Annotated in this window: 28 protein-coding genes; 9 read left to right on the top strand and 19 right to left on the bottom strand. The window is 68.6% G+C overall.

The window, feature by feature from the left end:
• Position 1: 1 nt before the first annotated feature.
• Positions 2-1516: a threonine/serine exporter family protein gene (locus tag VV02_RS20160; protein WP_157063483.1), complete on the bottom strand. Its 1515-nt coding sequence runs from the start codon at positions 1514-1516 to the stop codon at positions 2-4.
• A 105-nt stretch (positions 1517-1621) separates the two neighbouring features.
• Here VV02_RS20160 and VV02_RS20165 point away from each other — a divergent pair, with 105 nt between their 5' ends.
• Positions 1622-3136, top strand: a complete 1515-nt coding sequence (locus VV02_RS20165) for an aminopeptidase P family protein (protein WP_052594450.1) — start codon at positions 1622-1624, stop codon at positions 3134-3136.
• A gap of 67 nt (positions 3137-3203) precedes the next feature.
• On the opposite strand, the gene VV02_RS20170 is transcribed toward VV02_RS20165, so the two are convergent.
• Together VV02_RS20170 and VV02_RS20175 are read right to left on the bottom strand one after the other, a co-directional pair.
• On the bottom strand, positions 3204-3716 hold the full coding sequence (locus VV02_RS20170; RefSeq protein WP_052594452.1) for a YflT domain-containing protein: 513 nt from the start codon (positions 3714-3716) through the stop codon (positions 3204-3206).
• Between the two features lie 139 nt (positions 3717-3855).
• Positions 3856-4611 carry a L,D-transpeptidase family protein gene (locus VV02_RS20175; RefSeq protein ID WP_052594454.1) on the bottom strand — a complete coding sequence of 252 codons (756 nt, stop codon included), beginning with the start codon at positions 4609-4611 and terminating at the stop codon, positions 3856-3858.
• A 543-nt stretch (positions 4612-5154) separates the two neighbouring features.
• Here VV02_RS20175 and VV02_RS20180 point away from each other — a divergent pair.
• The 4 genes from VV02_RS20180 to VV02_RS20195 all read left to right on the top strand — a co-directional run bounded on the left by VV02_RS20180 (position 5155) and on the right by VV02_RS20195 (position 8833).
• A complete protein-coding gene (locus VV02_RS20180) occupies positions 5155-5643 on the top strand; it encodes a hypothetical protein (RefSeq protein ID WP_052594456.1) in 489 nt (162 codons plus the stop codon).
• 90 nt (positions 5644-5733) lie between these two features.
• Complete coding sequence (locus VV02_RS20185; RefSeq protein ID WP_052594458.1) at positions 5734-7038, top strand: magnesium transporter MgtE N-terminal domain-containing protein; 1305 nt, start codon at positions 5734-5736, stop codon at positions 7036-7038.
• A gap of 15 nt (positions 7039-7053) precedes the next feature.
• Complete coding sequence (locus VV02_RS20190) at positions 7054-7662, top strand: DUF1003 domain-containing protein (protein ID WP_083450586.1); 609 nt, start codon at positions 7054-7056, stop codon at positions 7660-7662.
• Between the two features lie 34 nt (positions 7663-7696).
• Complete coding sequence (locus tag VV02_RS20195) at positions 7697-8833, top strand: Mrp/NBP35 family ATP-binding protein (protein WP_052597333.1); 1137 nt, start codon at positions 7697-7699, stop codon at positions 8831-8833.
• Between the two features lie 92 nt (positions 8834-8925).
• On the opposite strand, the gene VV02_RS20200 is transcribed toward VV02_RS20195, so the two are convergent.
• The 6 genes from VV02_RS20200 to VV02_RS20225 all read right to left on the bottom strand — a co-directional run bounded on the left by VV02_RS20200 (position 8926) and on the right by VV02_RS20225 (position 15097).
• Positions 8926-10074, bottom strand: coding sequence for a serine hydrolase domain-containing protein (locus VV02_RS20200; protein ID WP_169787726.1), 1149 nt, complete (start codon positions 10072-10074; stop codon positions 8926-8928).
• A gap of 75 nt (positions 10075-10149) precedes the next feature.
• Positions 10150-10812, bottom strand: coding sequence for a hypothetical protein (locus tag VV02_RS20205; protein ID WP_052594462.1), 663 nt, complete (start codon positions 10810-10812; stop codon positions 10150-10152).
• A 58-nt stretch (positions 10813-10870) separates the two neighbouring features.
• Complete coding sequence (locus VV02_RS20210; RefSeq protein ID WP_052594463.1) at positions 10871-12016, bottom strand: DUF4185 domain-containing protein; 1146 nt, start codon at positions 12014-12016, stop codon at positions 10871-10873.
• A 150-nt stretch (positions 12017-12166) separates the two neighbouring features.
• Positions 12167-13801: an alpha/beta fold hydrolase gene (locus VV02_RS20215; RefSeq protein ID WP_169787727.1), complete on the bottom strand. Its 1635-nt coding sequence runs from the start codon at positions 13799-13801 to the stop codon at positions 12167-12169.
• 394 nt (positions 13802-14195) lie between these two features.
• Positions 14196-14648, bottom strand: a complete 453-nt coding sequence (locus VV02_RS20220) for a CoA-binding protein (protein WP_052594467.1) — start codon at positions 14646-14648, stop codon at positions 14196-14198.
• A gap of 50 nt (positions 14649-14698) precedes the next feature.
• The gene (locus VV02_RS20225; RefSeq protein WP_052594469.1) at positions 14699-15097 is read right to left on the bottom strand and encodes a MarR family winged helix-turn-helix transcriptional regulator; all 399 of its coding nucleotides are present in this window, start codon (positions 15095-15097) and stop codon (positions 14699-14701) included.
• An 86-nt stretch (positions 15098-15183) separates the two neighbouring features.
• Here VV02_RS20225 and VV02_RS20230 point away from each other — a divergent pair, with 86 nt between their 5' ends.
• Positions 15184-16644 carry an MFS transporter gene (locus tag VV02_RS20230; protein ID WP_052594471.1) on the top strand — a complete coding sequence of 487 codons (1461 nt, stop codon included), beginning with the start codon at positions 15184-15186 and terminating at the stop codon, positions 16642-16644.
• Positions 16645-16712: 68 nt separating this feature from the next.
• On the opposite strand, the gene VV02_RS20235 is transcribed toward VV02_RS20230, so the two are convergent.
• The 4 genes from VV02_RS20235 to sigE are packed head-to-tail and all read right to left on the bottom strand — an operon-like array spanning position 16713 to position 19767.
• On the bottom strand, positions 16713-17105 hold the full coding sequence (locus tag VV02_RS20235; protein WP_245633144.1) for a twin-arginine translocase TatA/TatE family subunit: 393 nt from the start codon (positions 17103-17105) through the stop codon (positions 16713-16715).
• Positions 17106-17137: 32 nt separating this feature from the next.
• Positions 17138-18490 (bottom strand): S1C family serine protease, encoded by a 1353-nt coding sequence (locus VV02_RS20240; protein WP_083450319.1) that lies wholly within the window; start codon positions 18488-18490, stop codon positions 17138-17140.
• Between the two features lie 30 nt (positions 18491-18520).
• Entirely contained in the window at positions 18521-19096 is a 576-nt protein-coding gene (locus VV02_RS20245; RefSeq protein ID WP_052594475.1) for an anti-sigma factor family protein, read from the bottom strand.
• Positions 19096-19767: an RNA polymerase sigma factor SigE gene (sigE, locus tag VV02_RS20250; protein WP_083450320.1), complete on the bottom strand. Its 672-nt coding sequence runs from the start codon at positions 19765-19767 to the stop codon at positions 19096-19098. Before sigE ends, VV02_RS20245 begins: the two co-directional genes overlap by 1 nt.
• A 145-nt stretch (positions 19768-19912) precedes the next feature.
• On the opposite strand from sigE, the gene VV02_RS20255 reads away from it, so the two are divergent.
• Positions 19913-20545 carry an O-methyltransferase gene (locus VV02_RS20255; protein WP_052594477.1) on the top strand — a complete coding sequence of 211 codons (633 nt, stop codon included), beginning with the start codon at positions 19913-19915 and terminating at the stop codon, positions 20543-20545.
• 67 nt (positions 20546-20612) lie between these two features.
• On the opposite strand, the gene VV02_RS26150 is transcribed toward VV02_RS20255, so the two are convergent.
• The gene (locus VV02_RS26150) at positions 20613-20780 is read right to left on the bottom strand and encodes a DUF3117 domain-containing protein (protein ID WP_083450321.1); all 168 of its coding nucleotides are present in this window, start codon (positions 20778-20780) and stop codon (positions 20613-20615) included.
• Positions 20781-20958: 178 nt separating this feature from the next.
• Between VV02_RS26150 and VV02_RS20260 the strand changes: the two genes are divergently transcribed.
• Positions 20959-21783, top strand: a complete 825-nt coding sequence (locus VV02_RS20260; protein WP_052594479.1) for a PaaX family transcriptional regulator — start codon at positions 20959-20961, stop codon at positions 21781-21783.
• A 22-nt stretch (positions 21784-21805) separates the two neighbouring features.
• Complete coding sequence (locus VV02_RS20265) at positions 21806-22597, top strand: enoyl-CoA hydratase/isomerase family protein (RefSeq protein WP_052594481.1); 792 nt, start codon at positions 21806-21808, stop codon at positions 22595-22597.
• Between the two features lie 158 nt (positions 22598-22755).
• Here the strand turns inward: VV02_RS20265 and VV02_RS20270 are convergent, their stop codons facing one another.
• The 5 genes from VV02_RS20270 to VV02_RS20290 are packed head-to-tail and all read right to left on the bottom strand — an operon-like array spanning position 22756 to position 26182.
• Positions 22756-24018, bottom strand: coding sequence for a hypothetical protein (locus VV02_RS20270; RefSeq protein ID WP_245633145.1), 1263 nt, complete (start codon positions 24016-24018; stop codon positions 22756-22758).
• Entirely contained in the window at positions 24015-24608 is a 594-nt protein-coding gene (locus VV02_RS20275) for a DNA-3-methyladenine glycosylase I (RefSeq protein ID WP_052594484.1), read from the bottom strand. Before VV02_RS20275 ends, VV02_RS20270 begins: the two co-directional genes overlap by 4 nt.
• Entirely contained in the window at positions 24605-25054 is a 450-nt protein-coding gene (locus tag VV02_RS20280) for an SRPBCC family protein (RefSeq protein ID WP_052594486.1), read from the bottom strand. The genes VV02_RS20275 and VV02_RS20280 overlap by 4 nt, the downstream gene beginning before the upstream one ends.
• Before the next feature lie 9 nt (positions 25055-25063).
• A complete protein-coding gene (locus tag VV02_RS20285; protein ID WP_052594488.1) occupies positions 25064-25375 on the bottom strand; it encodes a DivIVA domain-containing protein in 312 nt (103 codons plus the stop codon).
• A 51-nt stretch (positions 25376-25426) separates the two neighbouring features.
• Positions 25427-26182, bottom strand: coding sequence for an LOG family protein (locus VV02_RS20290; protein ID WP_052594489.1), 756 nt, complete (start codon positions 26180-26182; stop codon positions 25427-25429).
• Positions 26183-26188: the final 6 nt, after the last annotated feature.

Here is a 26188-nt window from a genome sequence, read left to right on the forward strand (position 1 = left end):
GTCACCCGCGGGTGTCGGCCACCGACCGCCGCAGGATCCGGCGCTGCACGCGGTCCGCGCGCAGCAGTCGCAGCGGCAGCGCACCCAGCGTGATCCCGCCGGCGAGCGCGAGACCGATGGCTGCGGCCGTGATCAACGAGCCGACACCGTTGGTCGGGTCCGAAGAGGTGTGGACCAGCTGGAAGATGCCGTTGAACAGCGACAGCCCGGGCAGCAGCGGGATGATCGCCGCTGTCGTGACGGCCAGGGACGGGACGCGGTAGCGCACCGCAACCAGCTGCGCCACGAAGCCGGCCGCGACCGCGGCCACGAAGGTCGCCGGGATGGCGGTGAGCAACCCATGGCCGGCCGCGTTGCTGGCATGCAACGGCTTGTCGTCGAACACTGCGGGCAGTCCGGACCAGATATTGGTGAGCCAGTACATCAGCCAGGAGAACGCGCCCACGAACATCGCGAAGGCCGTACCGCGCAGCCCGGTGTAGCTCGCGACCGAGTGCGCGCCCGCGATGCAGGCGGAGGCAAAGAGCCCGAGCGCGAGGTTGGGCGTGACATTGACCGAGGCTGTGGTGAACGGCAGGTCGGCATCGAGGCGCTGAGCGATGGCCAGCACCGTGGTGATGCCGGTGGCGACGCCGACCGACAGGATGACGACCTCGAACGTCCGCGCTGCCGAGGTCAGGTAGTAGCCGTCGAGCGTCTCCAGCGCGGCACTGACGACGGCCAGTCCCGACAGCAGCACCACAATCGTCGTCGCGACCAGCGTCGAGGGCGCGGCGACGCCGAGATCCTGCCGCTCCTCGCCAGGGACGAGGGTCCAGATGAGCACGGCGACGGTCGTCGGGATGGCGGCGCCGACCGCCTGGGCGAAGAACGCCGAGACACCCAGCAACGAGATGAAGCGCTGCACCCGGTCGATGACCATCGAGATCACGAACGACAGCACGATCAGCGCCCACGAGCCGGCCAGCAGCGCGGTGATCGAGGCACCCAACAGTCCGATGGCGACGGTGACGATGGCTCGCCGGTAGGGGTGGTGCATCGCCAGGATGCTCTCGAGGCGGTCCTGGGCCACGCCGACCTCGCCCGGCTCCTCGACGATGTCGCGGACCAGGGTGTGGATCGCCTCGAGCCGGCCGTAGTCCGAGGAGAGCGCCGGGACAACACGCATCACCGTCAGCGGGTCGCGCATCACGCCGCGGTGGTAGGAGATCGTGATCGAGGTGTAGGTGACGTCGACGTGCACTGAACGGACGCCGTACGCCCTCGTCAGCCGCAGCACCGTGCCGGTGACGTCGGACGCGGACGCGCCCGTCGCGAGCATCGTCTCCCCCACCCGGAGCGCGAGGTCTATGACCGCCCGCGAGTGCCACTCGGTCAGACCGTTGTCGTCACCGCGGATGCCGATCGGCACCGTCGGCGGGCGCTGGGCGCGGATGACCTGCTGAGCACGTCCGCGCAGCTCACCGGGCACCCGGCGCCGGGGGCGAGGTGTCCGCGAAGGCTGGTCAGCAGGCACGCTCGACACTGTGCCGTTCCGCTCTGGCCGCAGCAACTCTGACTCACCCGGACGGGAGCCTCAGGTCCTCGATCCTGCGCCGACGGTGCGTGCGACGATGGGTCGGTGAGCGAAGAGCAGCAGCAGCCAGAGCACCGTAGCCGCCCCACGAGCCAGGCCTTCCGGGACTTCGTCGCCCAGGGCTGGGCTCCGCGCAGCAGCGCGCCTGTCGAGCCCGCGACGGTCAGCCCGTACGCCGCCGCGCGCCGCGCCGAGGTGTCCTCGGCGTTCCCTGGCGAGCGGCTCGTCATCCCGGCCGGCGGCCTCAAGGTCCGCAGCAACGACACGGACTACGTCTTCCGTCCGCACAGTGCGTTCTCCCACCTCACCGGCCTCGGCGCCGACCGCGAGCCGGACGCCGTCCTGGTCCTCGAGCCGCAGACCGACGACGAGGGCAACGACGCCGGCCACGAGGCCGTCGTCTACTTCCGACCGCTGGCCGACCGCGACACCGAGGAGTTCTTCGGCGACTCGCGCTACGGCGAGTTCTGGGTGGGCGCCCGCCCGACGCTCGAAGACATCGAGGCCGAGCTGGGCGTCACCGCCAAGCACATCGACGACTTCAAGGACAACGTCGCCAAGGACGCCGGCTCAGTGTCCGTACGCGTGGTCCGCGAGTCCGATGTCGACGTGAGTGCCGTGGTCGACCAGGCCCGCTCGTCGCAGGCTCACACCGACGAGCGCACCGAGAAGCAGCGCGAGCTGGACGCCGAGTTCGCCCGCCAGCTGTCGACGCTGCGCTTCGTCAAGGACGAGTGGGAGGTCGAGCAGATGCGGGACGCCGTGACCGCGACCTCGCACGGGTTCGAGGCGGTCATCGCCGACCTGCCGGAGGCCATCAGCCGCGGGCGTGGCGAGCGCTGGGTCGAGGGCGTCTTCGGGCTCTACGCGCGCCACGAGGGCAACGGCGTCGGCTACGACTCCATCGCGGCCTCCGGCGACCACGCCAACACGCTGCACTGGATCAAGAACACCGGCGACATCAAGGACGGCGACCTGCTGCTCCTGGACGCCGGCGTCGAGGTCGACTCGCTCTACACCGCGGACATCACCCGCACCCTGCCGGTCAACGGCACGTTCAGCGAGGCGCAGCGCAAGGTGTACGACGCGGTCTACGCCGCCCAAGAGGCCGGTATCGCGGCGGTCCAGCCGGGCAACAAGTTCTCCGACGTCCACGCGGCCGCCATCCGCGTCATCGCCCAGCACCTCTTCGACTGGGGCCTACTGCCCGATGGCGTGAGCGTCGAGGACACCCTCGACCAGGAGAAGGGTCAGTACCACCGGCGTTGGATGGTCCACGGCACCTCACACCACCTGGGCATCGACGTGCACGACTGCGCGGGCGCCCGTCGCGAGGCGTACATGGAGGGCGAGCTGAAGCCCGGCATGATCCTCACCGTCGAGCCCGGCCTCTACTTCAAGGCCGACGACGAGCTGGTGCCGGCAGAGCTGCGCGGCATCGGGGTCCGCATTGAGGACGACGTCGTGGTCACCGAGGACGGTCACGACAACCTGTCTGGCTTCATGCCGCGCTCGGCCGACGAGGTCGAGCAGTGGATCGCTGACATCTGGAAGCGCTGACGAAAACGGCAAGGTCCTGGGAGGCGCGCGCTGGAGCGCGCACGTCCCAGGACCGATCAGTACGCGATCAGTGGGTGAGGCTGGGGCCTGCGCCGGGGCGCTGGGCGAGCAGCTCGCGAGCGCGGTCGGCCAGCTTGTGCTCCACCAGCACCTCGTACTTCGTCGCGATGACCTGACTCACCGAGGTGAAGTCGCGCTGGCCACGTGAGACGCCGTACCCGAACGCCGCCCACACCGCACCGAAGATCGCACCGAAGATCACCGTGGAGATGACGGTCGGCAGCGTGTCGCCGGTGCCGAACATCGCGAAGATCAGGCCGACGAAGGCACCCAGCCAGACACCGGACAGCAGACCACCCACGAGCACTCGTCCCCACGTGAGGCGGCCGGTCACGCGCTCGACCTGCTTGAGCTCGGTGCCGACGATCATGCAGTTCTGCACCGGGAACTCGTGGTCGGACAAGTAGTCCACGGCGCGCTGCGCGTCGGCGTACTGGTCGAACACCCCCAGCGACATGGGGTACTCCAGGGCCAGCCCTGCGCTCGGGGGCCGCATCGGTGACATGCCGGGTGTGCTCATGGCCGCGAGTCTTCCACCAGGGCGGCAGCACCGGAAGGCGACAGGCTGGCCGGGGACGACCATGCTCGTACGACGACGCGGGCCGGTCCGAGGGCGAAGAACCCTGGGACCGACCCGCGTGGTGGTCGTACGAGACGGATCAGTAGACGCTGACGACGCGCCCGATCTTGAGGTAGCCACGAGCCAGGATCTGGTCCTGCGCCGCCGTGCTCAGCCGGCAGCAGCCGTGCGAGGCGTTGTAGGGCGGGATGCTGGTCGAGCCGTGGATCGCGATGCCGCCGTTGAAGAACATCGGACGGTAGAGGTCACCCAGCGCCCCGTGGTACCAGCCCGGGATGTAGCGGGAGACCTTGAAGGTGCCGCTCGGGGTCTTGCCGTCGTACCAGTGGCCGTTGCTCTGGAACGGCTTGTTGGCGCCGGTGCTGGTGTTGAGGCACAGCTGCACCGCGCCGTTCGAGCAGACAAAGATCAGCTGCTTGGTCTTGTTGACCTCGACGCGCTCGCCGCCGTAACGGGCGTGCGGGCGGGCCCGGAGGTTGACCTTGGCCCAGGTGGCCGGTCCAACCACGCCGTCACGGCTCAGGCCGTAGTACTTCTGGATGGCGTAGACGGCCTGCTGCGTCATCGAGCCGAACGAAGCGTCCGGCGTGCCCAGCCAGTAGCCGGAACCAGCGAGCTTGTTCTGCAGGTCACGGACGGCGGCGCCGGAGCTGCCGACCCGAAGCGTCGGGTAGCTCGTTGCTGCCATGTCCGGGACCGCTCGCGGTGCGATGAGCTGCGACGGCGCGACGGCCGCGTCTGCACGCCCGGCGGTGACGATTCCGATCGCTCCCACGGCGCCTGCGGCGGCCGCCCCCTGCAGCGCCTGCCGCCGATCGATGTTGATGCTGGTCATGGTGCGTCCCTTCCGAAAGTGTGTGCCGATCTACTGCCGGCGTGACGGACCTCCCCGCCCGTCACCAGCAAGACGCCTCAGGCGCCGCCGACGTTGCACGACGACCCGATCAATTGTCGGGTCGTATCCAGGCTGTGACCTGGAGGAGATTTCCCCGGGATCAGTGATACCAGGAGCCGCCTTCGATCGCCTGAATGTGACAAGGAGTGGACCAGCAGCAAGAAGCCCCCTGCCGATGGCAGAGGGCTGGTGCTGGGCGGTCAGCCGGGCTGACGTCCGGGACCGGTCCTGTCGGGGGCGTTGGTCAGCGGCGGCGGCCGATGACGCGACGGGCGCGCTCGGTGCGGTACTTGTCCATGGCGACGACGATCGCCTGGCCACCGTGGGTGTAGGTCGAGATGTGGTTCATCTTGTCTTCCTCCTCATGCAGGTCTCAGGAGCTGTAACGCTCGCTCGCTAGTTTATATTTCGATATTGAATAGTTGTGAATCGTAGAGTGGTGATGTCCATCACCCTCGGGACCGACGGCCTACGATCCGGACCATGAGCACCGCCAGTGATGACGCGAGCGCCGGACCGCCCCTGGACCGACTCGTCACCGAGTCACTGGCCAAGGCCGGGATGCTCTGGATCCGTACGCCGGAGCGCACCTGGCCGGCATGGCACGCCTTCGCCGACGGCACGGTCTACGTCATCTCAGGGCCGGAGGAGCAGGAGCTGCCCGCGCAGCTGCCCGAGACCGTCACCCTCGTGCTGCGCGCGAAGGACTCCCGCGCTCGGCTGCTCACGGTCCCGGCCACCACCGAGCGCATCACGCCGGACGACGACGAGTGGACAGCAGCCACAACGGCCCTCAAGTCAGGACGCCTGAACTCAGCGGTCTTGCAGCCCGACCTGGTCGACCACTGGGCACAGCGCGACGTCGTCGTCACCGCACTGCGACCCGAAGCAGCCGACGCAGAGGTCGGTGCCACCGAGGACGAGCCCTCAGGCGCCGCCCCACCTCTCCCCACCAGGGCCACCACCCGCTAGGGCGGACTCAACCAGCCCATAGCGAGTTGATCGGCGCGTCGCGGCAGAGGGCCGGAAGAGTCGGGGTGGCCCGCGGATAGCCTGGGCTCGATGAGCATGATCCGCGTCTTCGTCGCCCGGATGGCCGGGCTCAAGGTCTTCGACCCCCTGGGTGACCAGGTGGGTCGAGTTCGCGATGTCGTCGTCACGTTCAGCGGACCGCAGCGAGCGCGCGCCATCGGGCTGGTCACCGAGGTCCCGGGCCGGCGCCGTGTCTTCGTACCGATGACCAGGGTCACCTCGATCGATGCTGGTGCGGTCATCACGACCGGCCTGGTCAACATGCGTCGCTTCGAGCAGCGCGCCAACGAGACGCTGGTCTGCGCCGAGATCCTCGACCGCGGCGTGAGCGTGCACTCCCCCGACGGCGACTACGACGGCGTCGTAGAGGACGTCGCCATCGAGCAGAACGCGCGGCGCGACTGGATGGCCGTCAAGGTCTTCGTACGCCAGCGCGGCGGCGCGTCCACCGCGACGCGGGCAGTCTCGCGACTCACGCGACGTCGTACGGGCGCCACGGCTCTCGTGGACATCGAGGACGTGACGGGCTTGCACGAGCAGGCGGCCGCGCAGAGCGCCGAGCGGCTGCTGGAGACCTACGACGACCTGCGGGTCGCCGACCTCGCCGAGGTCATCCACGACCTCAACCCCAAGCGTCGCGCCGAGGTCGCCGCGGCGCTGAACGACGACAAGCTCGCCGACGTCCTCGAGGAGCTGCCCGAGGACGACCAGGTCGAGATCATCGTCGGGCTCAGCACCGAGCGCGCAGCGGATGTTCTAGAGGCTATGGAGCCCGACGACGCCGCGGACCTCCTGGCCGACCTGCCACCGAGCAAGGCCGAGGAGCTGCTCCAGCTGATGGAGCCGGACGAGGCCGCTCCCCTGCGTCGCCTGCTGGAGTACGACGAGAACACCGCCGGTGGACTCATGACCACCGAGCCGGTCATTCTCGGCCCCGAGGCGACCATCGCCGAAGCCCTCGCGCTCGTACGACGGGTGGAGCTGGCGCCGGCCCTCGCCTCCTCCATCTATGTCTGCCGGCCGCCCCTTGAGCCGCCGACCGGGCGATACGTGGGGATGGTCCACACCCAACGCCTGCTGCGCGAGCCTCCGCACACCGCGGTCGGTCAGGTCGTGGACAAGACCGTCGAACCGATCCCTCCCGATGCACCGCTCGGGCGGGTCACGCGCACTCTCGCGACCTACAACCTGGTCGGGGTGCCCGTCGTGGACGATGCCGGCCACCTGCTCGGCGCGGTCACCGTGGACGACGTGCTCGACCACATCCTGCCCGCGGACTGGCGTGAGGAACGTCACGAGATCGATCCGGGGAACCAACCCAGCCCAACACGATGACGGGAGGTGCAGGCCATGACCGAACGACCCACCGAGGAGCGTCCACGGGGGCGTGACAAGGCTGAGCGCACCCGTCTGCGCTCCGGCGGGCGGCGAGAGGTGAGCCGGCTGGACCAGCCGCGCGAGCTGCGCCGCCAGTTCCTGCCCAACGTGCCGATCAGCAACGAACGCTTCGGCATCCTGAGCGAGAAGTTCGCCCGCTTCATGGGCACCGCGACCTTCTTGATCTGGATGACGATCTTCGTGGCGGCCTGGCTCATCTGGAACACCTTCGCGCCCCAGTCGGCCCAGTTCGACCCACGATCGCTCAACTACACCCTGCTGACGCTGATCCTGTCGCTGCAGGCGTCGTACGCCGCTCCCCTCATCCTGCTCGCCCAGAACCGCCAGGACGACCGCGACAAGGTGGGTCTGGAGCAGGACCGCGCCCGCGACGAGCGCAACCTGGCTGACACCGAGTTCTTGACCCGTGAGGTTGCCTCGTTGCGCCTGGCCATGCGCGACACCGCGACCCGTGACTTCGTCCGGTCCGAGCTGCGCTCGCTGCTGGAGGAGATGGAAGAACGCGGCTACCTGCGGACCGAGCCCGAGGCCTCCGAGGAGCCCGACCGTCCCACCGCGTGAGGACATCGCTCCACGGCGACCTACCATGGAGTACATGTCTGCAGCACCTTCCCAGGACTCAGTCCTGGCGGCCCTGGCCACCGTCGACGACCCCGAGATCAAGAAGCCCATCACCGAGCTGGGCATGGTGGAGTCCGTCGACATCACTGAGACCGGCCACGTCACGGTCACGGTGCTGCTCACCATCTCCGGCTGTCCGATGAAGGCGCAGCTCACCGAACGCACCACCCAGGCCGTCCAGAAGGTCGCCGGCGTGACCGGCGTCGAGGTGCGACTGGGCGTGATGAGCGACGAGCAGCGCACCGCGCTCAAGGAGCAGCTGCGCGGCGGAGCCCCCGAGCGCGAGATCCCCTTCGCCCAGCCGGGGTCGCTGACACGCGTGTACGCCGTCGCCTCCGGCAAGGGTGGTGTCGGCAAGTCGTCCGTGACGGTCAACCTGGCCGCCGCCCTGGCGGAGCAGGGCTTGTCGGTGGGCGTCGTTGACGCGGACGTCTACGGCTTCTCCGTGCCCCGCATGCTCGGGGTGGAGCAGAAGCCGACCCAGGTCGATGACATGATCCTGCCGCCTATCAGCCACGACGTGAAGGTCATCTCGATCGGCATGTTCGTCCCGGGCAACCAGCCTGTCGTGTGGCGTGGCCCGATGCTGCACCGTGCGCTGCAGCAGTTCCTGGGTGACGTGTTCTGGGGCGACCTGGACGTGCTGCTGCTGGACCTGCCGCCCGGGACCGGCGACATCGCGATCTCGGTGGCCCAGCTCATCCCGGGTGCCGAGATCCTGGTCGTCACGACCCCTCAGCAGGCGGCGGCCGAGGTCGCCGAGCGGGCCGGTGCCATCGCGTTGCAGACCAAGCAGCGCGTCGCCGGTGTCATCGAGAACATGTCCTGGCTGGAGCTGCCCGACGGCAGCCGTCAGGAGCTGTTCGGTGCGGGCGGCGGCCAGACCGTGGCCGACTCACTCACCCGCTCGATCGGCGCCGAGGTGCCGCTGCTGGGCCAGATCCCGATCGACGTCCGGCTGCGCGAGGGCGCCGACTCCGGGATGCCAGTCGTCCTCGGCGAGCCGACCAGCGCGGCCGCCGTGGCGTTGCGCGGGATCGCCAAGGGCCTGGGCGCGCGCTCTCGCGGGCTCGCCGGACGCTCTCTGGGCCTGACACCCGCCGGCCGCTGACACCTCATCGACCCTGACGATCGGGGGGTCATTTCGCGCCCTGAAGGGCACGAAATGACCCCCCGATCGTCTGCGGGGTGGCCTTACTGCGGTCAGCCCGTGGCCTGGAGCTTGATGGCTGGAGAGACACCGGTGGTGCGGCAGAGCGCATTGACGGCGGCCGTCGCGAAGGTGCCCTGACCCTTGGTCGGAATCCCGTGGTACTCGTTGTTGGCGGTGAGGACCTGGCGGGTGCCGTCGTCGTTGCCGATCCAGCTGGTGTAGTTGCCGATCACCGCGCCGTTGTAACCCCAGGCGGTTTGGCCACAGGCCTCGGCCTTGATGATGCCCAGCCCGAAGCTGTTGCCGGGAGCGTCCGGGATGGGGACCGTGGTCTTCAGCTCGGCCATCTGCTGCGCAGGAACGAGCTTCCCGCCGAGCAGCGCGGCGTGGAAGACCGCTTGGTCGTGCAACGTCGACACCATGTTGCCGGCGCCTGCGGTGAGCGACACACTTGAGAAGGACGTGTCGCGGATGAGGAAGTAGCCGTGCATCCAGTTGCCGTGCAACGTCGGGTCGGTTGTGGGGTAGGTCGTGTCCTTCATCCCCAGCGGTGTCAGGATCCGGTCCTGGATCTCCGTCCCTGAGGCCCTCCCGGTCACAGCCTGGATGATCTCTGCTGCCAGCACGTAGTTGGTGTTGGAGTAGTCGTAGGTGCCGACGGTGCCGCCGGAGACGGCCGTTGCTCGATTGACCAGGTCTCGCGGAGACCAGATGCGGTGGATGTCCGTGTCGGAGTAGTACCAGATCTGGATGTCGAGGATGTCCAGGTAGTCCGGGATGCCGGACGTCATGTTGAGCAGCTGGCGGATGGTGATCTTGGTGCCGTCGTGCCCGTTGGCGTTGACCCATCCGGGCAGCCAATGGTCGACGGTGTCGTCGAGCGAGAGCTTGTGCTCGGCCTCGAGCTGGAGCAGGACGGTGGAGATGAACAGCTTGGTGTTGCTGCCGATCCGCACCTGCGACGTTGGGTCGGCGGGAACGCGCATGAACTGGTCGTTGAAGCCGGCACGGACGGTCTGCTCGGTGCCGTGGTCCCAGATCGCGCCGATCGCGCCGGGCTGGTCAGACAACGCGCCCTGGGCACCGGCTTGCAGGGTTTGCAACGGCGTGGTGTCGTCGGCCTGTGCGGGGCCGGCGCCGAGAGCGGCGGTCAGCCCAGCGGCTGCCATGAACGCCGCCGTCAGGGTGATGTTCCTCATCATGAGCTCCTCGTGAGATCGCGACGGCCTCCAGTACGCAGTCGCGTGACTGCGTACTGGAGGCCATTTCATGGGTCAGTTGCGAGCGGTGCAGGTCACCTGGCCCACGAGGGTTGCGGTGAGGGTGAATCCGTCGGTGCCCTTGCACTTCTCGAGCTCGCCCTTGAGCGCGACGACGGCGGTCAGGATGATGCCCGCGATCGGGCCGATGCCGTACGGCAGGACGACGCCGATGGAGTTCAGGAAGTCCAGGACCTGCTTGGCTGTCGCGCCGAGGGTGAGCAGGTTGTCCAGCAGGGTCGTGGCCTCGCCGTCGAGCCACAGCGTGGCACCCGACCAGTCGATCTCGATGCCGCCGTGCTCGCCCTGGTAGGACAGCGGGTTGCCGGCAACGGCCGAGGAGTGCGGGTTGCCCTGCTGGGCGCGGACGAGCTGGTTGGCCTGGCCAACGGCGGACCGTACGGCTGCGGCACCCTGCGGGTCGAGCATCGAGATCGAGGCAGGGATCGAGGCATGGAACGCGCCGTCCTGACCGAGGGTGACGTACTTGCCATAGCGCGCCACCGTCAACGACGTGATGCCCGGGAACATGACGTGCGTCGGTGCGAGCACGGCCGTGCTCGCCTTTGGCTGCTGGTCATCGATCGGCTGGGCTGATGCCGCCGCTGCGCCAGCGGTCGCGAACAGCACCGAGCCGGTGATGGCGGATGCTACGAGACGGAAGGTGGTGGACTGCATGTGTATGGCTCCTTGCAGTGGTTGTTGGATGTGCCGGGTTCGGCCGTGCATGTCAGGGCTACGGGTTCCAGATGCCGTCGATGCGGTAGTGCATGAAGTGGTACTCGTCGGTCGGGCCAGGGTTCTGGACCCACTGGCTGACGATGATGTGGAAGTCGTTGAACGTCGACCCGGGCACAATCCAGCCGCCGTACGGGTTGCGCACCAGGTTTGCCGTGTCGGGGACGTTCTGCGGGCCAGGCAGGATGAGCGGCTGCTGGAAGGTGTTGAACAGGTCGCCCTCCGGGACCGGGATGACCTGGAGCTTGATGATGCCGTCGCCCGCATCGAAGAAGCTGAAGCCGTACTTGCCGTCCATGGCCCGGAAGCACAGCTCGCCCCACTTGCGCGGTTGAGCAACGCTGGAGGGCGGATTGCCCCAGCCCCAGCCGCCGTTGTACCCCCAGGGCTGGTACGCCGACGGGTCACCCAGGCGGTCCAGCGGCACGCGGTGCAGGATCAGGTCGCTGACGAGGTCGCGGTTGAAGCGCGAGGAGAGAACGTACGCGGTGTTGTTGTCCGCGATGGCGTACGTCTTCTGCTGGAACGCGCCGTTGTACTGGTTGACGTCGTCCCACTTGCACAAGAACTGCCAGGTCTCACCGTTGTCGTCCGAGCGCCAGAAGTCGGTGTGGTGCGCCTGGTAGATCAGGCCCCGCATCAGGTGCATGTAGAGGCTGTTCCCGACTCGGAAGACGTCGGTCGGGATCGCCGTCGTGTTGCCTCCCGGCACCGGGTTGTGAGGCTCGTCGACCAGCTGGCGCACGTGGGCGCCGCCGACGCAGCTGTCGATGGTGAGGTTGTTGATGTCCTGGCTGCCGGAGCGCAGACCGACCGGGCAGCTCCAGGTGCCTTGGAAGATGTGCTCGCCGTCCCAGGTGTCGCCGCCGACGAACAGCATCGAGCCGTCCGGGCACCGCACCGGGATTCCGAGGTCGGTGTACCGGGCGCCGAAGCGTCCGGTCTGTGCATTGCCGGTCAGGTCCTGCAGCCGGGTGGCGATGCCCGGTCCTGGTCCCATCCGCATGCCGGTCGGGCGCGACGCAGAGGCCGATCTCGCGGTCGCGCCGGCCAGAGCCGTGGCGGCCGCAGCTCCCGTCACTCCCTTGAGCACAGCGCGTCGACTGCTCACACCGAGCTGCGCCAGCGTCTTCTTGTCGCTCATGACTTTCTCCCTGAGTATTCGATTTCTTGAACGGAATCGAGGCGTCCTGAGGATTCGTACGCGCGCCTCCGTGCTCACCCACCCGCGGTCATCTGCCGCATCATCACCGCCGCAGCTCACGAGTGCGCCGTCACGCGGTGGCCGGCGTGCTCAGCTCACGCCGTAGACCTTGAAGGCCTTGTCGATGGCACATTTGCCGTCAACTGGCAGGGTCCGGTTGATGAAGTACGCCGACGTCTTGGCCTGGGCGCAGGTGCTGCGGCCGATGACTCCGTGGCCCCAGCCCGGTACCTGGATCAGGCGGGAGCCAGGAATCGTCTGCTGCGTCCGCAGGGCGCCGGCCAGGGGCGTCGCCGGGTCGTGGGTGGTGTTGAGGATCAGCGGCGGTGTGCGCAGCGTGGTGTTCCACGGGCCGCGATACGACGACGCCGACGATCCCGGCCACTGCGAGCACTGGGAGTAGCCCCAGACCCACGAGCCCCCACCGGGGTAGCGCTTCTCCCGCTGGGCGGCGACTGCTGGGAACACCGACGTCGCCGGCGAGGTCTGATCCGCACACGCGACCTGCTGCCCGCCACCGAGTCCGATGATCTCGCCGTAGTCGGAGTAGTTGGATCCCATCCCCGCCGGCAGGACGCCGAAGGACTGGAGCGTCGCCACCACGGCGTTCAGAACCGCTGCGTACGTCGCCGGGTCTAGGGGCGCGGTATACAACCGGTAGATCGCGTTGACCAGGCTTGCCATCGAAGGGAAGTTGCGGGGGTTGTAGGACTGGAAGCCGAAGGCCGTATCCAGGTAGCCCTCGGTCAGCTGCAGTCCGGGTACGCCAATCGGCTTGGTGTGCATGAGCTTTCGCACCGTGTCGTACTTCTTCAACGAGTTCGGCGCAAGGGCACACGCCTTGGGGCCGGCCTTGTCGCACTGCGCCATCGAGCTGCGAATCGACTGGCTCATCCCGGCGTCCTGACCCGTACGAACCTGGGCCGGGAGGCCATGAGCCGGTCCGGTCAGTGCTTTGGCATCGATGGTTCCATCGAGCACGATGGCCCGCACCCGGCTCGGGAACATCGCGGCGAAGGTCTGGCCGACGATGGTGCCGTAGGACACCCCGTAGTAGCTGATCTGCTTCTCGCCCAAGGACTGTCGTACGGCATCCATGTCACGTGCGTTGTCCGCAGTCGAGACGTGATCGAGCAGCGCGCCGCCACTGGCCTTGCAGTTGCCACGCTGGTGGGCGTCCCAGGCGTTCTGCTGGTTGATCTGGTCCTGCGTCGTCGGCACGGGGCTCGGCGCAGGAAGCACGGGCAGCACCCACCATGGCCTGGAGCAGTTCACATGGGCCGAACCGCCCGTACCCCGCGGGTCGATCGCCACGATGTCGAACTTGGCTCGCACCTGTGGGCCCATGCCCTCAGCGAAAGTGGGAAGGGCGGACACCCCGGACTCGCCCGGCCCTCCGGGATTGATCATGAGCACGCCGATCCGGTGTGCCTTGTCCGTCGCCGGGATGCGGGCCGCGGCCAGCGTCGTCGTACCCGCAGCTGGCGAGGAGTAGTCGATTGGGACCGTGATGGTGCTGCACTCCATACCGGCCGGCACCTTGCCCTGACAGGCGCCCCAGCTGATCGCAGGAATGGCAGCCGCGGTCGTCCTGGCTCCGGCGCCGCCACCAGTCGCGCGGTCCGGGGCCGCTACAGCGGTGCCACCTGCGGCGGCGGTCATGCTCACGGCTGCGGCAGCAGTCACGACCCCGCGCGACAGCCTCGTCCTGATTCGACTACTCATGCCGGCGAGCATGGCACCCGGCCAGGGCCACGGCAGGGCCAACGGCCGGTCATATACCGGGGCAAGTGACAAGTTTTACCTCTTGCTTAAGGAATTAGTTAACTATTACCCTCCCGTACGATCGCTGAGGATCTCGAACAAGCGAGAGCGCGCTACGACGTGCCCCCACCAGCCCTTCTCGCGGGTGCCACCCATGTCGCTCGATTTGGCGAGTCCGACTCCGCTGCAGGCTGGGAGTCACCAACTCAACTCTTCTCGAGCTCGCACCCGGCACCCCGTTCGTGCTCGTGAACTACGCGGTCGTCCCCGGACCAGCATCGGGGTCAGATGCTGAGCTCGCGCTCGAGCCGCTCTAGGGCTCGACGACCGAGTCCGGACGCCAGGTCGATCGCAGTCACGCCGACTCCGTCGCAGCAGCGTTGGGTCCGAGGCGCGGCCACTCGATGGCCGGGCAGCGGTCCATCACCATGTCGAGACCGGCGGCGGTCGTCCGCTCATAGGCCGCCTCATCGATCACGTCGAGCTGGAACCAGACGGCCTTGGCCCCGATCTGCACGGCCTGGTCCGCGATGTCGCCGGCCAGCTCGGAGCGTACGAACACATCGACGACGTCGACCTTGAACGGGATGTCAGCAAGCGTGGCGTAGCCCTGCTCGCCGTGCACGGTGTCCGCGTTTGGGTGGACCGGCACAATGCGTTTTCCGTTGCGCTGCAACAGTTTTGAGACACCGTACGCCGCTCGCGACGGGTTCTCCGACAGGCCCACCACCGCCCAGGTCTCGCCTTCGGCAAGGGTCCTGCGAATGACGGCGGGATCACCCCACTGCGTGCTCACCTCAAAGGTCATGAAGTCTCAACCTCCAACGACACCAGCGGTATTCCCGTCATCGGGCAACCTCAGCTGGTTGCCGCGAGGTTGTCCCGGAGCAGCTCACGATGAACGCGTTGCGCGTCGCGATGAAGGTCGACCCCGGCGCTGGTCAGCCGGACGAACATGGCCCGACGGTCCTGGTCGCAGATGCTGCGCTCGATGAGGCCGGCCTTCTCCAAGCGGTCCACGACTCGCGAGAGGGCGCTCTGAGTGAGACAGGAGACCTCGCGCAGGTCCTTCATGGCGCACGGGCTGCCCTCAGTGGTGTTCATGAGACCGTCCGTCAGGTCGAGCGTCTCGAACTCGCTCAGACCGATCCCGAAGTCCGCCTCGAGCCGGCGCTCAAGCGCGCCCGAGGTCCGGAAGTAGGTGCCCTGAAGGGCGCGCCACTCCTCGACGAGGTGGTCGTCATCAGCTGTTGGCACACCGGCATCCTAGGCGCCACGCGATTTACATGCAAGAGCAATAAATGCTTGTGCATTGAATGCACGTGCATCTATTGTCACTCCTCGTGACCTCTGCACAGCTCACTCAAGCCCCTACTGTCCCCACTACCGATGAGCCGGCCCGTTGGTCTGCACGCCGCTGGATCCTGCTGCTCACGCTCTGCACCGTCCTTGCCTTGGACGGCCTGGACGTCTCGATGGTCGGCGTCGCGCTGCCCTCGATCGGCACCGAGCTGTCGATGGACACCGCGTCCCTGCAGTGGATCGTCTCGGCCTACGTCCTCGGATACGGCAGCCTGCTGCTCCTCGGCGGCCGGCTCGCCGACCTCCTCGGTCGACGTCGGATCTTCCTCATCGCCCTGAGCGTGTTCGCGATCGCTTCCCTCGTCGGCGGGCTGGTCAGCGACCCCGAGCTGCTGATCGCCTCGCGATTCGTCAAGGGTCTTGCGGCCGCCTTCACCGCGCCGACCGGCTTTTCGATCATCACGACGACCTTCAAGGAGGGCCCAGAACGCAACAAGGCCATCTCCATCTACTCGACCTTCGGCGCGAGCGGGTTCTCCCTCGGCCTGATCGTCGGCGGCCTCATGACCGCGCTCAGCTGGCGGTGGACCTTCCTCGCCTCGGTCCCACTCGCGGTGGCCGCAGTCGCCCTCGGCATGCGCTACATCCCGCGCGACCGACCCAGCGAGGAGGGCGGCCATGACGTCCTCGGCGCAGCAACTCTCACCGCCGGCATGCTCGGGACGGTCTACACGCTGGTCTCGGCGCCAGAGGCCGGCTGGGGCTCTGCCCGAACGATCGTCGGCTTCGTGCTCTCGGCAGCGGTGCTCGCGGCCTTCGCAGCGGTGGAGCAGCGTGTCCCGCACCCGCTCATCAGGTTTGGGATCCTGCGCGAGGGCTGGGTCGCTCGGGCCAACGTCAGCATCGTGGTGCTGTTCGGGGCCTACATCAGCTTCCAGTTCGTCGTGACGCTCTACCTGCAGTCGGTGCTGGGTTGGTCGCCGTTGGCGATGGCCATGGCTCTGCTGCCGGCCGGCATCGTGGTGATTCTGAGCGCACCGTTCGCGGATGCGCTGATCGAGCGGTTCACCGCACCGCGCCTGGTCATCGCTGCGATGGCTGCCCTGGCGGTGGGCTACACGCTCTTCCTGCGGATCGGTACGACTCCCGCGTACGCCACGGACATCCTGCCGTCCGTCATCCTGCTGGGTGTCGGTTTCGGGTTGGGCTTCCCGGCCATCAACGTGCTGGCCACCAGTGGCATCAGGAATGAGGAGCAGGGTCTGGCTGCAGGGCTCATCCAGTCCAGCGGCCAGGTCGGCGCAGCGCTCGTACTCGCCGTCACCTCGGCGCTGGTCTCCGGCGCCGAGGGCGAGAAGGGCAACGCGGAAGCGATGCTCGACAACTACCGGCCCGGTCTGCTCCTGTGCCTGCTGGTCGCGGTCGCCGGACTGCTGATCGCCGCAGCTCCGGGTCGCCGGCGGGCCCGGGCCGATCGGCTCGACGTGGAGCTGGCGGACTGACCCACCAACAGCGATGCCGGGTGAGCCATCGGCTCACCCGGCATCGCTGTCGTTGCGTGATCGCTGTGTCACGTGGCGTCGAGGTCCCAGGGGGTGTCGCGGTCCGGGTCGAAACGCTGGGTGAAGGGCTGAGCCATCTCCGGCGGCGCGGACTCCGACCCGGCGTCGATCGGCGCGACCGGATCGGCGCCGTCCGGCGGATCGGCCGGCTCGTCGAACAACGCCTGACGCACGATCTTGCGCGGGTCGTACTGCCGCGGGTCGTACTGCTGCCAGTCGATGTCCTGGAACTCCGGGCCCATCTGGTCCTTCAGCTGAGTCTTGGCGCCCTCGGCCATGTCTCGTGCCTGACGGATCCAGTCGCGCAGCTTGCCGACGTATTCAGGCAGCCGGTCGGGGCCGATCACCAGCATGGCCAGGACCAGGAGTCCGAAGAACTCCCAGGTGTTGATCCCGAACACCCGTTATCCCCTCACCGTGCTGTCGGGCGCGATCATCCGGTCGCTCCTTCGAGCGTCACGTCGACCGTGCGTTGCTGGCCCCCGGACCGTACCAACAGCCGAACCTTGTCTCCGACCTGCTTGGCCCGGATGGTCACGATGAGCTGGTTGGCGCTGGTCACCTTGAGGTCGTCGATCTTGAGGATGATGTCACCATCTTTGAGGCCGGCCTTCGCTGCGGGTCCGCCCGCCCGCACCGCCGGCTCGCCGTTGCTGCCGGCGAGCTTGGCGCCCTCGCCGGTGTAGCCCGAGTCCACGAACGCTCCGATGATCGGGTGCTCAGCCTTGCCCTTGCTGATGAGCTGATCCACGGTCCGCCGAGCCTGGTCGGACGGGATCGCGAAGCCCAGCCCGATGTTGCCGCCCTCGGTGGCCTTGCTGCCCGGCACGCGAGCGATCGCGGTGTTGACGCCGACGACCTGACCGTGACCGTCGAGCAGCGGACCGCCCGAGTTGCCCGGGTTGATCGCCGCGTCCGTCTGGATGGCGTTGATGTAGGACCGCTGGTCCTCGGAGCCGCCGGGTGAGACCGGCCGGTTGAGCGCGCTGATGATGCCGGTCGTCACCGTGCTGTCGAGGCCGAGCGGCGAACCGACCGCGATCACCGGGTCACCCACGGCCACCGCCTTGGACTCCCCGAACGTCACCGCCGCGAGGCCGGTCCGGTTGACCTTGACCACGGCAAGGTCGTACGACGCGTCCCGGCCGACGAGCTTGCCGTCCACCTGGGAGCCGTCCGGAAAGAGCACCTTGATCTTGCCCTGGTCGCCACCCGCCTGAACCACGTGGTTGTTGGTGACGATGTAGCCGTCCTGCCGCGTCACGAAGCCGGACCCGGTGCCACCGGAGTCCTCGCCCGCATCGGTCACCTCCAGCGTGACGACGCTGGGCAGCACGGACCTGGCGATCGGCGCGACACCTGAGCCGGCCGAGCCGGACGCCTGCGTCTGCGGTTCGTCATCCTGCTGACCTAGTGCGTAGCCGCTGACGCCACCCGCCGCGCCGGCCAGCAGCGCGAGTCCGATCGCTGACGCGACGAGCACGCCCGTACGCCGACGTGGCGGCTGCGGAGGCCCCGGCGGCACGAGCTGAGGCGCACCGAACGGCGGCCCAGCCGGCCGATAAGGAGGGATGGGGCCGCCAGGCCCCTGGTGAGGCGGCTGCGGCCCGGAGACCGGGGCGTACGGCTGCTGCGCCCCGAGACCAGGCGGCGGCTGGCGTACGCCCGCCGGGCTCGCGCCGGCACCCGGGCCAGGAGTCAACCGAACGGTCTCCGTCCGCTCGAGGTCGAGCGGTTGCGTCGACTCGGGAGGGCCACCGGCCGGACTGCTGCCGTGTTCGGTCATGAGGAGAAGTGTGCCGCAGTGCTCAGAGCGTCACGGCACCCGGAGGGAGGCACGCAGCACCAACGGCTGTGCATCCGGCGCGTCGATCGAGTCCTCGGCATCTCGTTCGGCCCGCGCGATCGCGGCGGGGACGACGTTCGAACCGATGGGCACCACGGAGCGTGGCGTGCCGGCGACGCGCACGTTGGCGGGCGACGGCGTGAAGCTCGCGGTGGACTGGACCCGGGTCGGGACGTTGGCCACGACGAGCGCAACGCCGACGCAACCGGCCACGGCGACCAGAGCGCACAGCACCGGATGCCGCACGGACTGGTACTGCGGCGGGGCGTCCCAGGTCACGAGAGTCGGGGTGCGACGGGGAGCCACCGGGGGCATCGGGGTGTGCTCGGCCAGGCCGAGCAGACCTGCGACCAGGTCCTGCTGCCGGCTGGGGTCCGGGCGGAAGGCGCGCAGGCTCTGGACGAGTGCGCGTTCCTGCTCGACCTGCCAGCAGCACATCGAGCACACGAGAAGGTGGCGCTCGACCCACAGGGTCTGGTCAGCATCGAGGAGACCGTCCACGTAGTCGTGGACCGCCTCTCCGAGGTGACGAGCGCGCACAGTCATCAGTGTGTCCCGGACACCACTCGTCCTGTGCTGAGTCCCGCGCCTGAGGTGACCGGCGTACGCACCTCGCGGGTGCGCTCCGGCGCGCGGTGGGCCAGGGCCTCACGCAGCTGGGCGCGACCGCGGTGGATCCGCGAGCGCACCGTGCCGAGCTTGATGCCGAGCGTGGTGGCGATCTCGTCGTACGACAGTCCCTCGATGTCGCACAGCACGACTGCGGCACGGAACTCCGGAGCGAGGGCGTCGAGCGCACGCTGGACGTCGTCGTCGAAGTGGGTGTCGGCGTACTGCTGCTCGGGACCCGCCTCACGGCTGGGCAGCCGGGCCGCGGCGTCGTCGGCGAGCGCGTCGAAGCGGATGCGCTGCTTGCGGCGCATCTTGTCGAGGAAGACGTTGGTGGTGATGCGGTGCAACCAGCCCTCGAAGGTGCCGGGGCGGTAGGAGTGCAACGAGCGGAACACGCGGACGAAGACGTCGTGGGTCAGGTCCTCGGCGTCGTGGACGTTGCCGGTCAGCCGGTACGCCAGTCGGTAGACGCGCGCGGAGTGCTCGGTGACGATCTCTTCCCAGGTCGGCGGCTCCCACCCGGGCGGTGCCTGGTCGGGTACCTCGGTCCGGGGCGGACGCACGCCGACAGCGACGCTTCCGGTTGGTCCTGACTGATCGCTCATGGTCTCACCTCTTCTAGTCGCGACGCCCCCGCGTCGCTGGAGACACCTTGGCCTCCTGTCACCACTGTGGTCGGCGAACCTGGACATTTCCTGGGCGGAGCCTGGGGCAGCGCCGTGGGTCGGTGGCGCGGCTACAGTCGGGGCCATGAGCACCATGAAGCCTGCAACGTGGGCCTATACCGAGGAGTTCCCCCAGGAGTCCGAGGTCATCGAGGCAGCCCGTCGTCGTGGTGCTGAGCTCGGGTGCACACCGGTGTCGGCCGGCACCGGCGCCGCCCTGGCCTTGCTGGCCGCGACCGTCGGAGCGCGCGCCGTCGTCGAGATCGGCACGGGAGCCGGCACCTCCGGGCTGTGGATGCTGCGAGGTATGCCGACGGACGGTGTCCTGACGACCATCGACATCGACCCCGAGCACCAACGAGCCGCCAAGCAGGCGTACGCCTCTGCCGGCATCGCCTCGCAGCGCACCCGGGCGATCTCCGGGAGCGCCCTGGACGTGCTCCCCCGGCTGGCCGACGGCGCGTACGACCTGGTGCTGGTCGACGGCGACAAGCCGGAGTACCCGCAGTACGTCGAGCAAGCGCTGCGACTGCTGCGGTCCGGCGGCGTGATGGCCATCGACAACATGCTGTGGCACGACCGCGTGGCCGACCCGGCGGTCCGGGACGAGACGACGGTCGTGCTGCGCGACCTCGGCAAGGAGCTGCGCGACCGGGACGGACTCGTGGTCTCGCTGCTGCCCGTCGGTGACGGGCTCCTCACCGCCGTCAAGCGCTAGACACCCGACATGCCGCTGGCCCCGGACGCGAGTCGCGTCCGGGGCCAGCAGTACGAGCAGTACGTGATCAGCCGATACAGCCCTTGATGGCGTCACCGAGAGCGGCAGCCTCCTCGGCGTTCATCTCGACCACCAGTCGCCCGCCACCTTCGAGGGGCATACGCAGCAGGATGCTGCGGCCCTCCTTGGTGACCTCGAGGGGACCGTCGCCGGTCCTGGGCTTCATCGCCGCCATGGGAACTCCCTTTCGCATCGCGTGGCTTGCATGTCTCTGAACGCACCACCACGCGGGGGTCGACTGCTGGCCGTCCAGCTGATGCGCTCAAGTGCTGACCTATTATCTCCTCCCGCGACGCCAGGGGGAAATCCCCGCGCAACCGGCTTTGTCGTGGTGCTGAGGCAGACTGTCGAGCATGCACGCCCGATCCGCCGTGTTCGACCTCTACGGCGACCACCTCGCGTCCCGGGGTGGTTGGGCTCCGATCGCCTCCGTCGTACGCCTGCTGGACGCCGTCGACGTCGGTGCACCGGCCGTTCGTACGGCCGTGTCACGCCTCTCCCGGGAGGGCTGGCTCGAGGCCGACGAGCGCCACGGTGTCCGAGGTTATGCGACCACACCACGCGCAACCCGACGGCTGGCATCGGCCTGGGACCGCATCTACCGGACCTCCCCGCCCACCTGGGACGGCCGTTGGCACGTCCTGGTGTGCGAGCACGTGTCCGACCGTAGCCGCCGCGACCGGATCAGCGCCTCCCTGGGCTACCTCGGCTTCGCCCGGATGGCGCCCGACACCTGGGTAGGGCCGCGGACCAGCGACGAGCTCGAGTCCGCCCTGGAGGGTCAGGCCTCGCGATCGTTCGAGGCCAGCTTCGACGGTGATGGGGCGGCGCTCGCCGAGGAGCTGTGGGATCTGCGAGAGCTGGCGGCGGCGTACGACGACTTCGTGGGCTGGGCGGACCTCGTCACCTCTGCGGTCGCGGACCTGCCGCGTCGGCCGCGTGAGGCGTTCGCCGTCCGCACCGAGCTGGTGCACGAGTGGCGCAAGTTCCTGTTCCGCGATCCGGGGCTACCACCGGAGGTGCTGCCCAACGACTGGCCCGGTCATGCCGCGGCAGCCCGTTTCGATGAGCTGACCCGTGAGCTGCGCCCGGCCGCCGGGGCGTTTGTGGACGGCTGCTTGCGCGGCGACCCTGATGTGATCGGCGTCCCCCACGCCGCTCTAGAGTCGAGCGACTGATCCGAGCCCTCAAGGAGCCACGATGTCCGACGCCCCTGTCCTGGTGACCCGCGACGCCGGTGTCGCCACCGTGCAGCTCAACCGTCCCGACGCCATGAACTCGCTGAACGTGGCCACCAAGGAGGCGTTGCTCGCGGCCCTGCAGGAGGTGGCCGAGGACGCCGAGGTACGCGTCGTCGTGCTGACCGGGTCGGGCCGGGCGTTCTGCGTCGGGCAGGACCTCAAGGAGCACGTCGGGCTGCTCAAGGCGCAGTCGGACGACCTGTTCAGGACGGTGCGGGAGCATTACAACCCAATCGCCCTGCTGCTGGCCACCATGAACAAGCCCGTCATCGCGGCCGTCAACGGCGTGGCCGCCGGCGCGGGTGCGTCCATGGCGTTCGCCTGTGACCTGCGGATCGTGGCCGACACCGCGGGGTTCAACCTGGCGTTCACCGGTATTGCCCTGTCCTGCGACACCGGCTCGTCCTGGACGCTCCCCCGGCTGGTCGGCACGGCCAAGGCCAAGGAGCTGCTGCTGATGCCGCGCACGGTCAAGGCGGACGAGGCGCTGGAGCTCGGGCTGGCGACCCAGGTCGTACCTGCCGCGGAGCTCGAGGCGACGGTCCGCCAGCTGGCGACCACCCTCGCGGCTGGGCCGACCGTTGCGTACGGGTCCGTACGCCGGGCGGTCGACTTCTCCGCCTCCCACGACCTGGCCGAGTCACTCGCGAACGAGGGCGAGCTGATGACTCTCACCGGCAAGACGCAGGACCACGCTGACGCTGTCGACTCCTTCCTCGCCAAGGAGAAGCCGACCTTCCACGGCCGGTAGGCCGATCGCTGGTCGAGTAGGCGAGCTCCCAGGGCGAGCCGTATCGAGACCAGGTGCGCGCGGTTGCCAGGTCTCAATACCCCTCCGCTGCTTTGGGTCGAGTAGGCGAGGAACGAGCCGTATCGAGACCCGCTCCGGCTACTCGACCAGCGGTTGACCTAGATCGGGTTGTCGGCGGGTGGGATGAAGCGCAGCAGCTCCCAGCCCCACCAGACCTGCCAGCCGAGACCGAGCAGCACCAGGACGACGGTCCGTAGGCCGATGAAGCGGTACTGCTTCGACCGCTCGTCATCGGCCGTCCAGCCGCCGCCGATCAGCACGACGCCGAGCGGGAAGATGAAGAGCAGGTAGCGGTAGGTGCTGGTCCACGGGTCGAGCACGGCGCCGAGGTAGAGCATGTAGCCCAGCACCCACGCCCGCAGCACCGGACCGAGGGCGCGCGCCCAGGGGCCGAGAATCGCGACCAGCAGCCCGATGATCATGGCGATCAGCCAGAAGCGGCCCCAGAAGTCGCCGAGTGCGACCGCCATGTTGTGCCACCACGGCTGGAACGGCTTGACCTGACCACCTGCGCGCCAGGTGCCCATCGTGTCGGTGTACGCCTTGGGCTCGCCGGTCTGCCACCACGCGATGGCGGGCCAGATCAGTCCGGAGACGCCGCATGCCACGAGCGTGCCGAGCATGCCGGTCCAGTCGGTGGAGTCCAGCGGTCGTTCGCGGCGCGCGCGCCACCGGACGATGACAGCGATCAGCGCGACGAAACCCAGCGGGATCGCGATCGGTCGGGCGAGGCCGGTGAGCAGCGCCAACCCGATCGCCACGATCCACTGCTCGCGCTGGATGGCGAGCAGGAAACCGCACAGCAGCAGCATGGCCAACGACTCGGTGTACGCCATCTGCAGCGTCGGGGAGGGCGGCGAGGCGGCGTACACACAGACGGCGGCGAAGGCGATGGCTGGACCCACACGGTCACGCAGCAGCACTCCCATGACACCGGCCGCGGCGGTGCCGAGCGCGAGGGACAGGAGCGAGCCGACGACGCCGAACGACAGTCCGGTGAGCGCCATCAACGCCTTGGTGAGCAACGGGAACAGCGGGTAGAACGCCCACGGGTTCTGCTGCAGGGCACCGTCCTGGCGAGGCAGCTGGTCGGGGTAGCCGTCGTCGACGACCGTTTGATACCAACGGCCGTCCCACATGCGGCTGATGTCCCAGTAGGTCGTGCTGTGGCCGTTCTCGGGTCCGAACGGCACGCCCTCGGGCACCTGGTGGTGGGCGAGCCAGATCATCAGCACGGCCGACAGGAGCCGGAAGCCGACGTAGGACCCCACCACCACCAGCACGAAGCGGGAGCGCAGCAGCTGCTGCGCCCGGCCCGGCTCCTGGACGCGACGGACGCGCTCCGCCACGGTCGCGGTCATCGGCCGGCCTCCGATCGGAAGCAGCCGACCAGGTGGTCATCGACCAGTCCGCAGGCCTGCATGGCGGCGTACATCGTGGTCGGCCCGACGTGGGCGAAGCCGGCCTTCTTGAGCGTCTTGGCGAGGGCCACCGACTCGGGGGTGGTGGCGACGGCGTCGGCCAGGGTGCGCGGCGGTGTGTGGGACGACGGCTGGTGCGACCAGATCACCTCATCGAGGCCACCGACCTCACGCAGCTGTACGACGGCGCGTGCGTTGGTGATCGCGGCCTCGATCTTGCGTCGGTTGCGCACGATCCCGGCGTCGGCCATCAGTCGGACGACGTCCGAGTCGTCATACGCCGCAACGGTTTCGGGGTCGAATCCGGAGAACGCCTCGCGGAAGGCGGGGCGCTTGCGCAGGATCGTGATCCACGCGAGCCCGGACTGGAAGGCTTCGAGAGTGATCCGCTCGAACAGCGGAGACTCGCCGTGGACCGGCACACCCCACTCGTCGTCGTGATAGTCGAGGTAGTCCGGCGTCGAGCCTGCCCAGGCGCAGCGCGGTCGGCCGTCGGCCCCGATCACGAGGCCGTCGTCGGGTGAAGTCACGCCCCGGCCACCGCCCGAGCGACGAGGTGGTCGACCGTACGGCCGAACAGGAGCTTGGCGGCCCGGTCCGTTACCGGAGCGAGCAGTCTGCCGAGCCGTTCCGGTCGCGGCCAGACCTCCTCCTGCCAGGTGAGGCGTGATCCACCGGCGACCGGCGCGACCTCGATCTGCGCCGAGCCACCGAACACCCGACCGAACTTCTCGAAGCGGACCACGCCGGCGTCGGTCGTCGTCGGCGGGGACCACACGACGACCCGCATCGGGTCATGGATGACCACTCGGCCGACTCCGGTCACGGCGTCCACCACCTGCCCCACTCCTTCTCCTCCGGTCACGACAAGGCGTGTCAACGGCACGTGCTCGCCTTGACGAGGCCAGTCGGTCACCACGGCCCAGAGCCGGGCAGCGGGCACCGGTGTCTCTCGTACGATCTCGACGACACCCACGTTGCCTGCTCAGTCGGCGGCGGCGTGCCGGGCGTGCTGCTCGAGCTCACCACGCAGCCGCTCGATCTCACGGTCGCGCACGAGGAGCTCGTCACGGACCCGGTCCAGGACCCCGTCGACCTGGTTCATCCGGTAGCCGCGCAGGCTCTGGTCGAACCGCAGGCCATCGATGTGGTCGGCGTCCACCGGGCCTTCGGGAAGGTCCTCGAAAGGCGTGGTGGAGGTCGCCTCGTCCATGGTGGTCACGGGGATGCGCCCGATGGCAGCGGCCGCCGCGAGACCGATGACGACGACGAGGAGGGCAATGAGGACCACGATCACGGGTTCGAGGATAGGTCACGACCCTGTCGCGCACCCCGGAGTGTCACAGGGTCACTCCGGTCGTTGTGCGTCCCGCCGCTGCTCGTTGGCCGCGACGATCAGGGCGACGGCCTCTTCGGGACTGTCAACCACGTGCAGCCGCTGGACGTCAGCCTCGCTGATCATGCCGTGCTCCAGCAGCGTGCCGCGCAGCCAGTCGATCATCGGCGTCCAGAACTCCTGGCCCAGCAGCACCACGGGAAAGCTGGTGACCTTCTGGGTCTGGACGAGGGTGATCGCCTCGAACAGCTCATCGAGGGTGCCGAAGCCGCCAGGCAGGACGACGTAGCCCTCGGCGTACTTGACGAACATCGTCTTGCGGGCGAAGAAGTAGCGGAAGTTGACGCCGAGGTTGACGTAGGGATTGAGGCCGTTCTCGAAAGGCAGCTCGATCCCGAGGCCGACGCTGGTGCCCCCAGCGTCCGCAGCCCCCTTGTTGGCCGCCTCCATCGCGCCGGGGCCACCGCCCGTGATCACCGCGTAGCCAGCCTCGACGAGCAGCCGACCGACCTCCTGACCGAGGGCGTACGAGGGGCTGTCCACCGGCGTACGCGCCGAGCCGAAGACGCTGACCGCGCGCCCGAGCTCGGCCAGCGCCCCGAAGCCTTCGACGAACTCGCTCTGGATGCGCAGCACCCGCCAGGGATCGGTGTGCAGCCAGTCGGACGACTCGGCGTTGTCGAGCAGGCGTGCGTCGGTGGTGGTGCCGGGCACCTGCGTGCCCCGCAACGTCGTCGCACCTTTGCGGTACTCCCTACCTGTCGTCATGAGGTT

This window comes from Luteipulveratus mongoliensis (genome assembly GCF_001190945.1).
Taxonomy (GTDB): Bacteria; Actinomycetota; Actinomycetes; order Actinomycetales; family Dermatophilaceae; genus Luteipulveratus; species Luteipulveratus mongoliensis.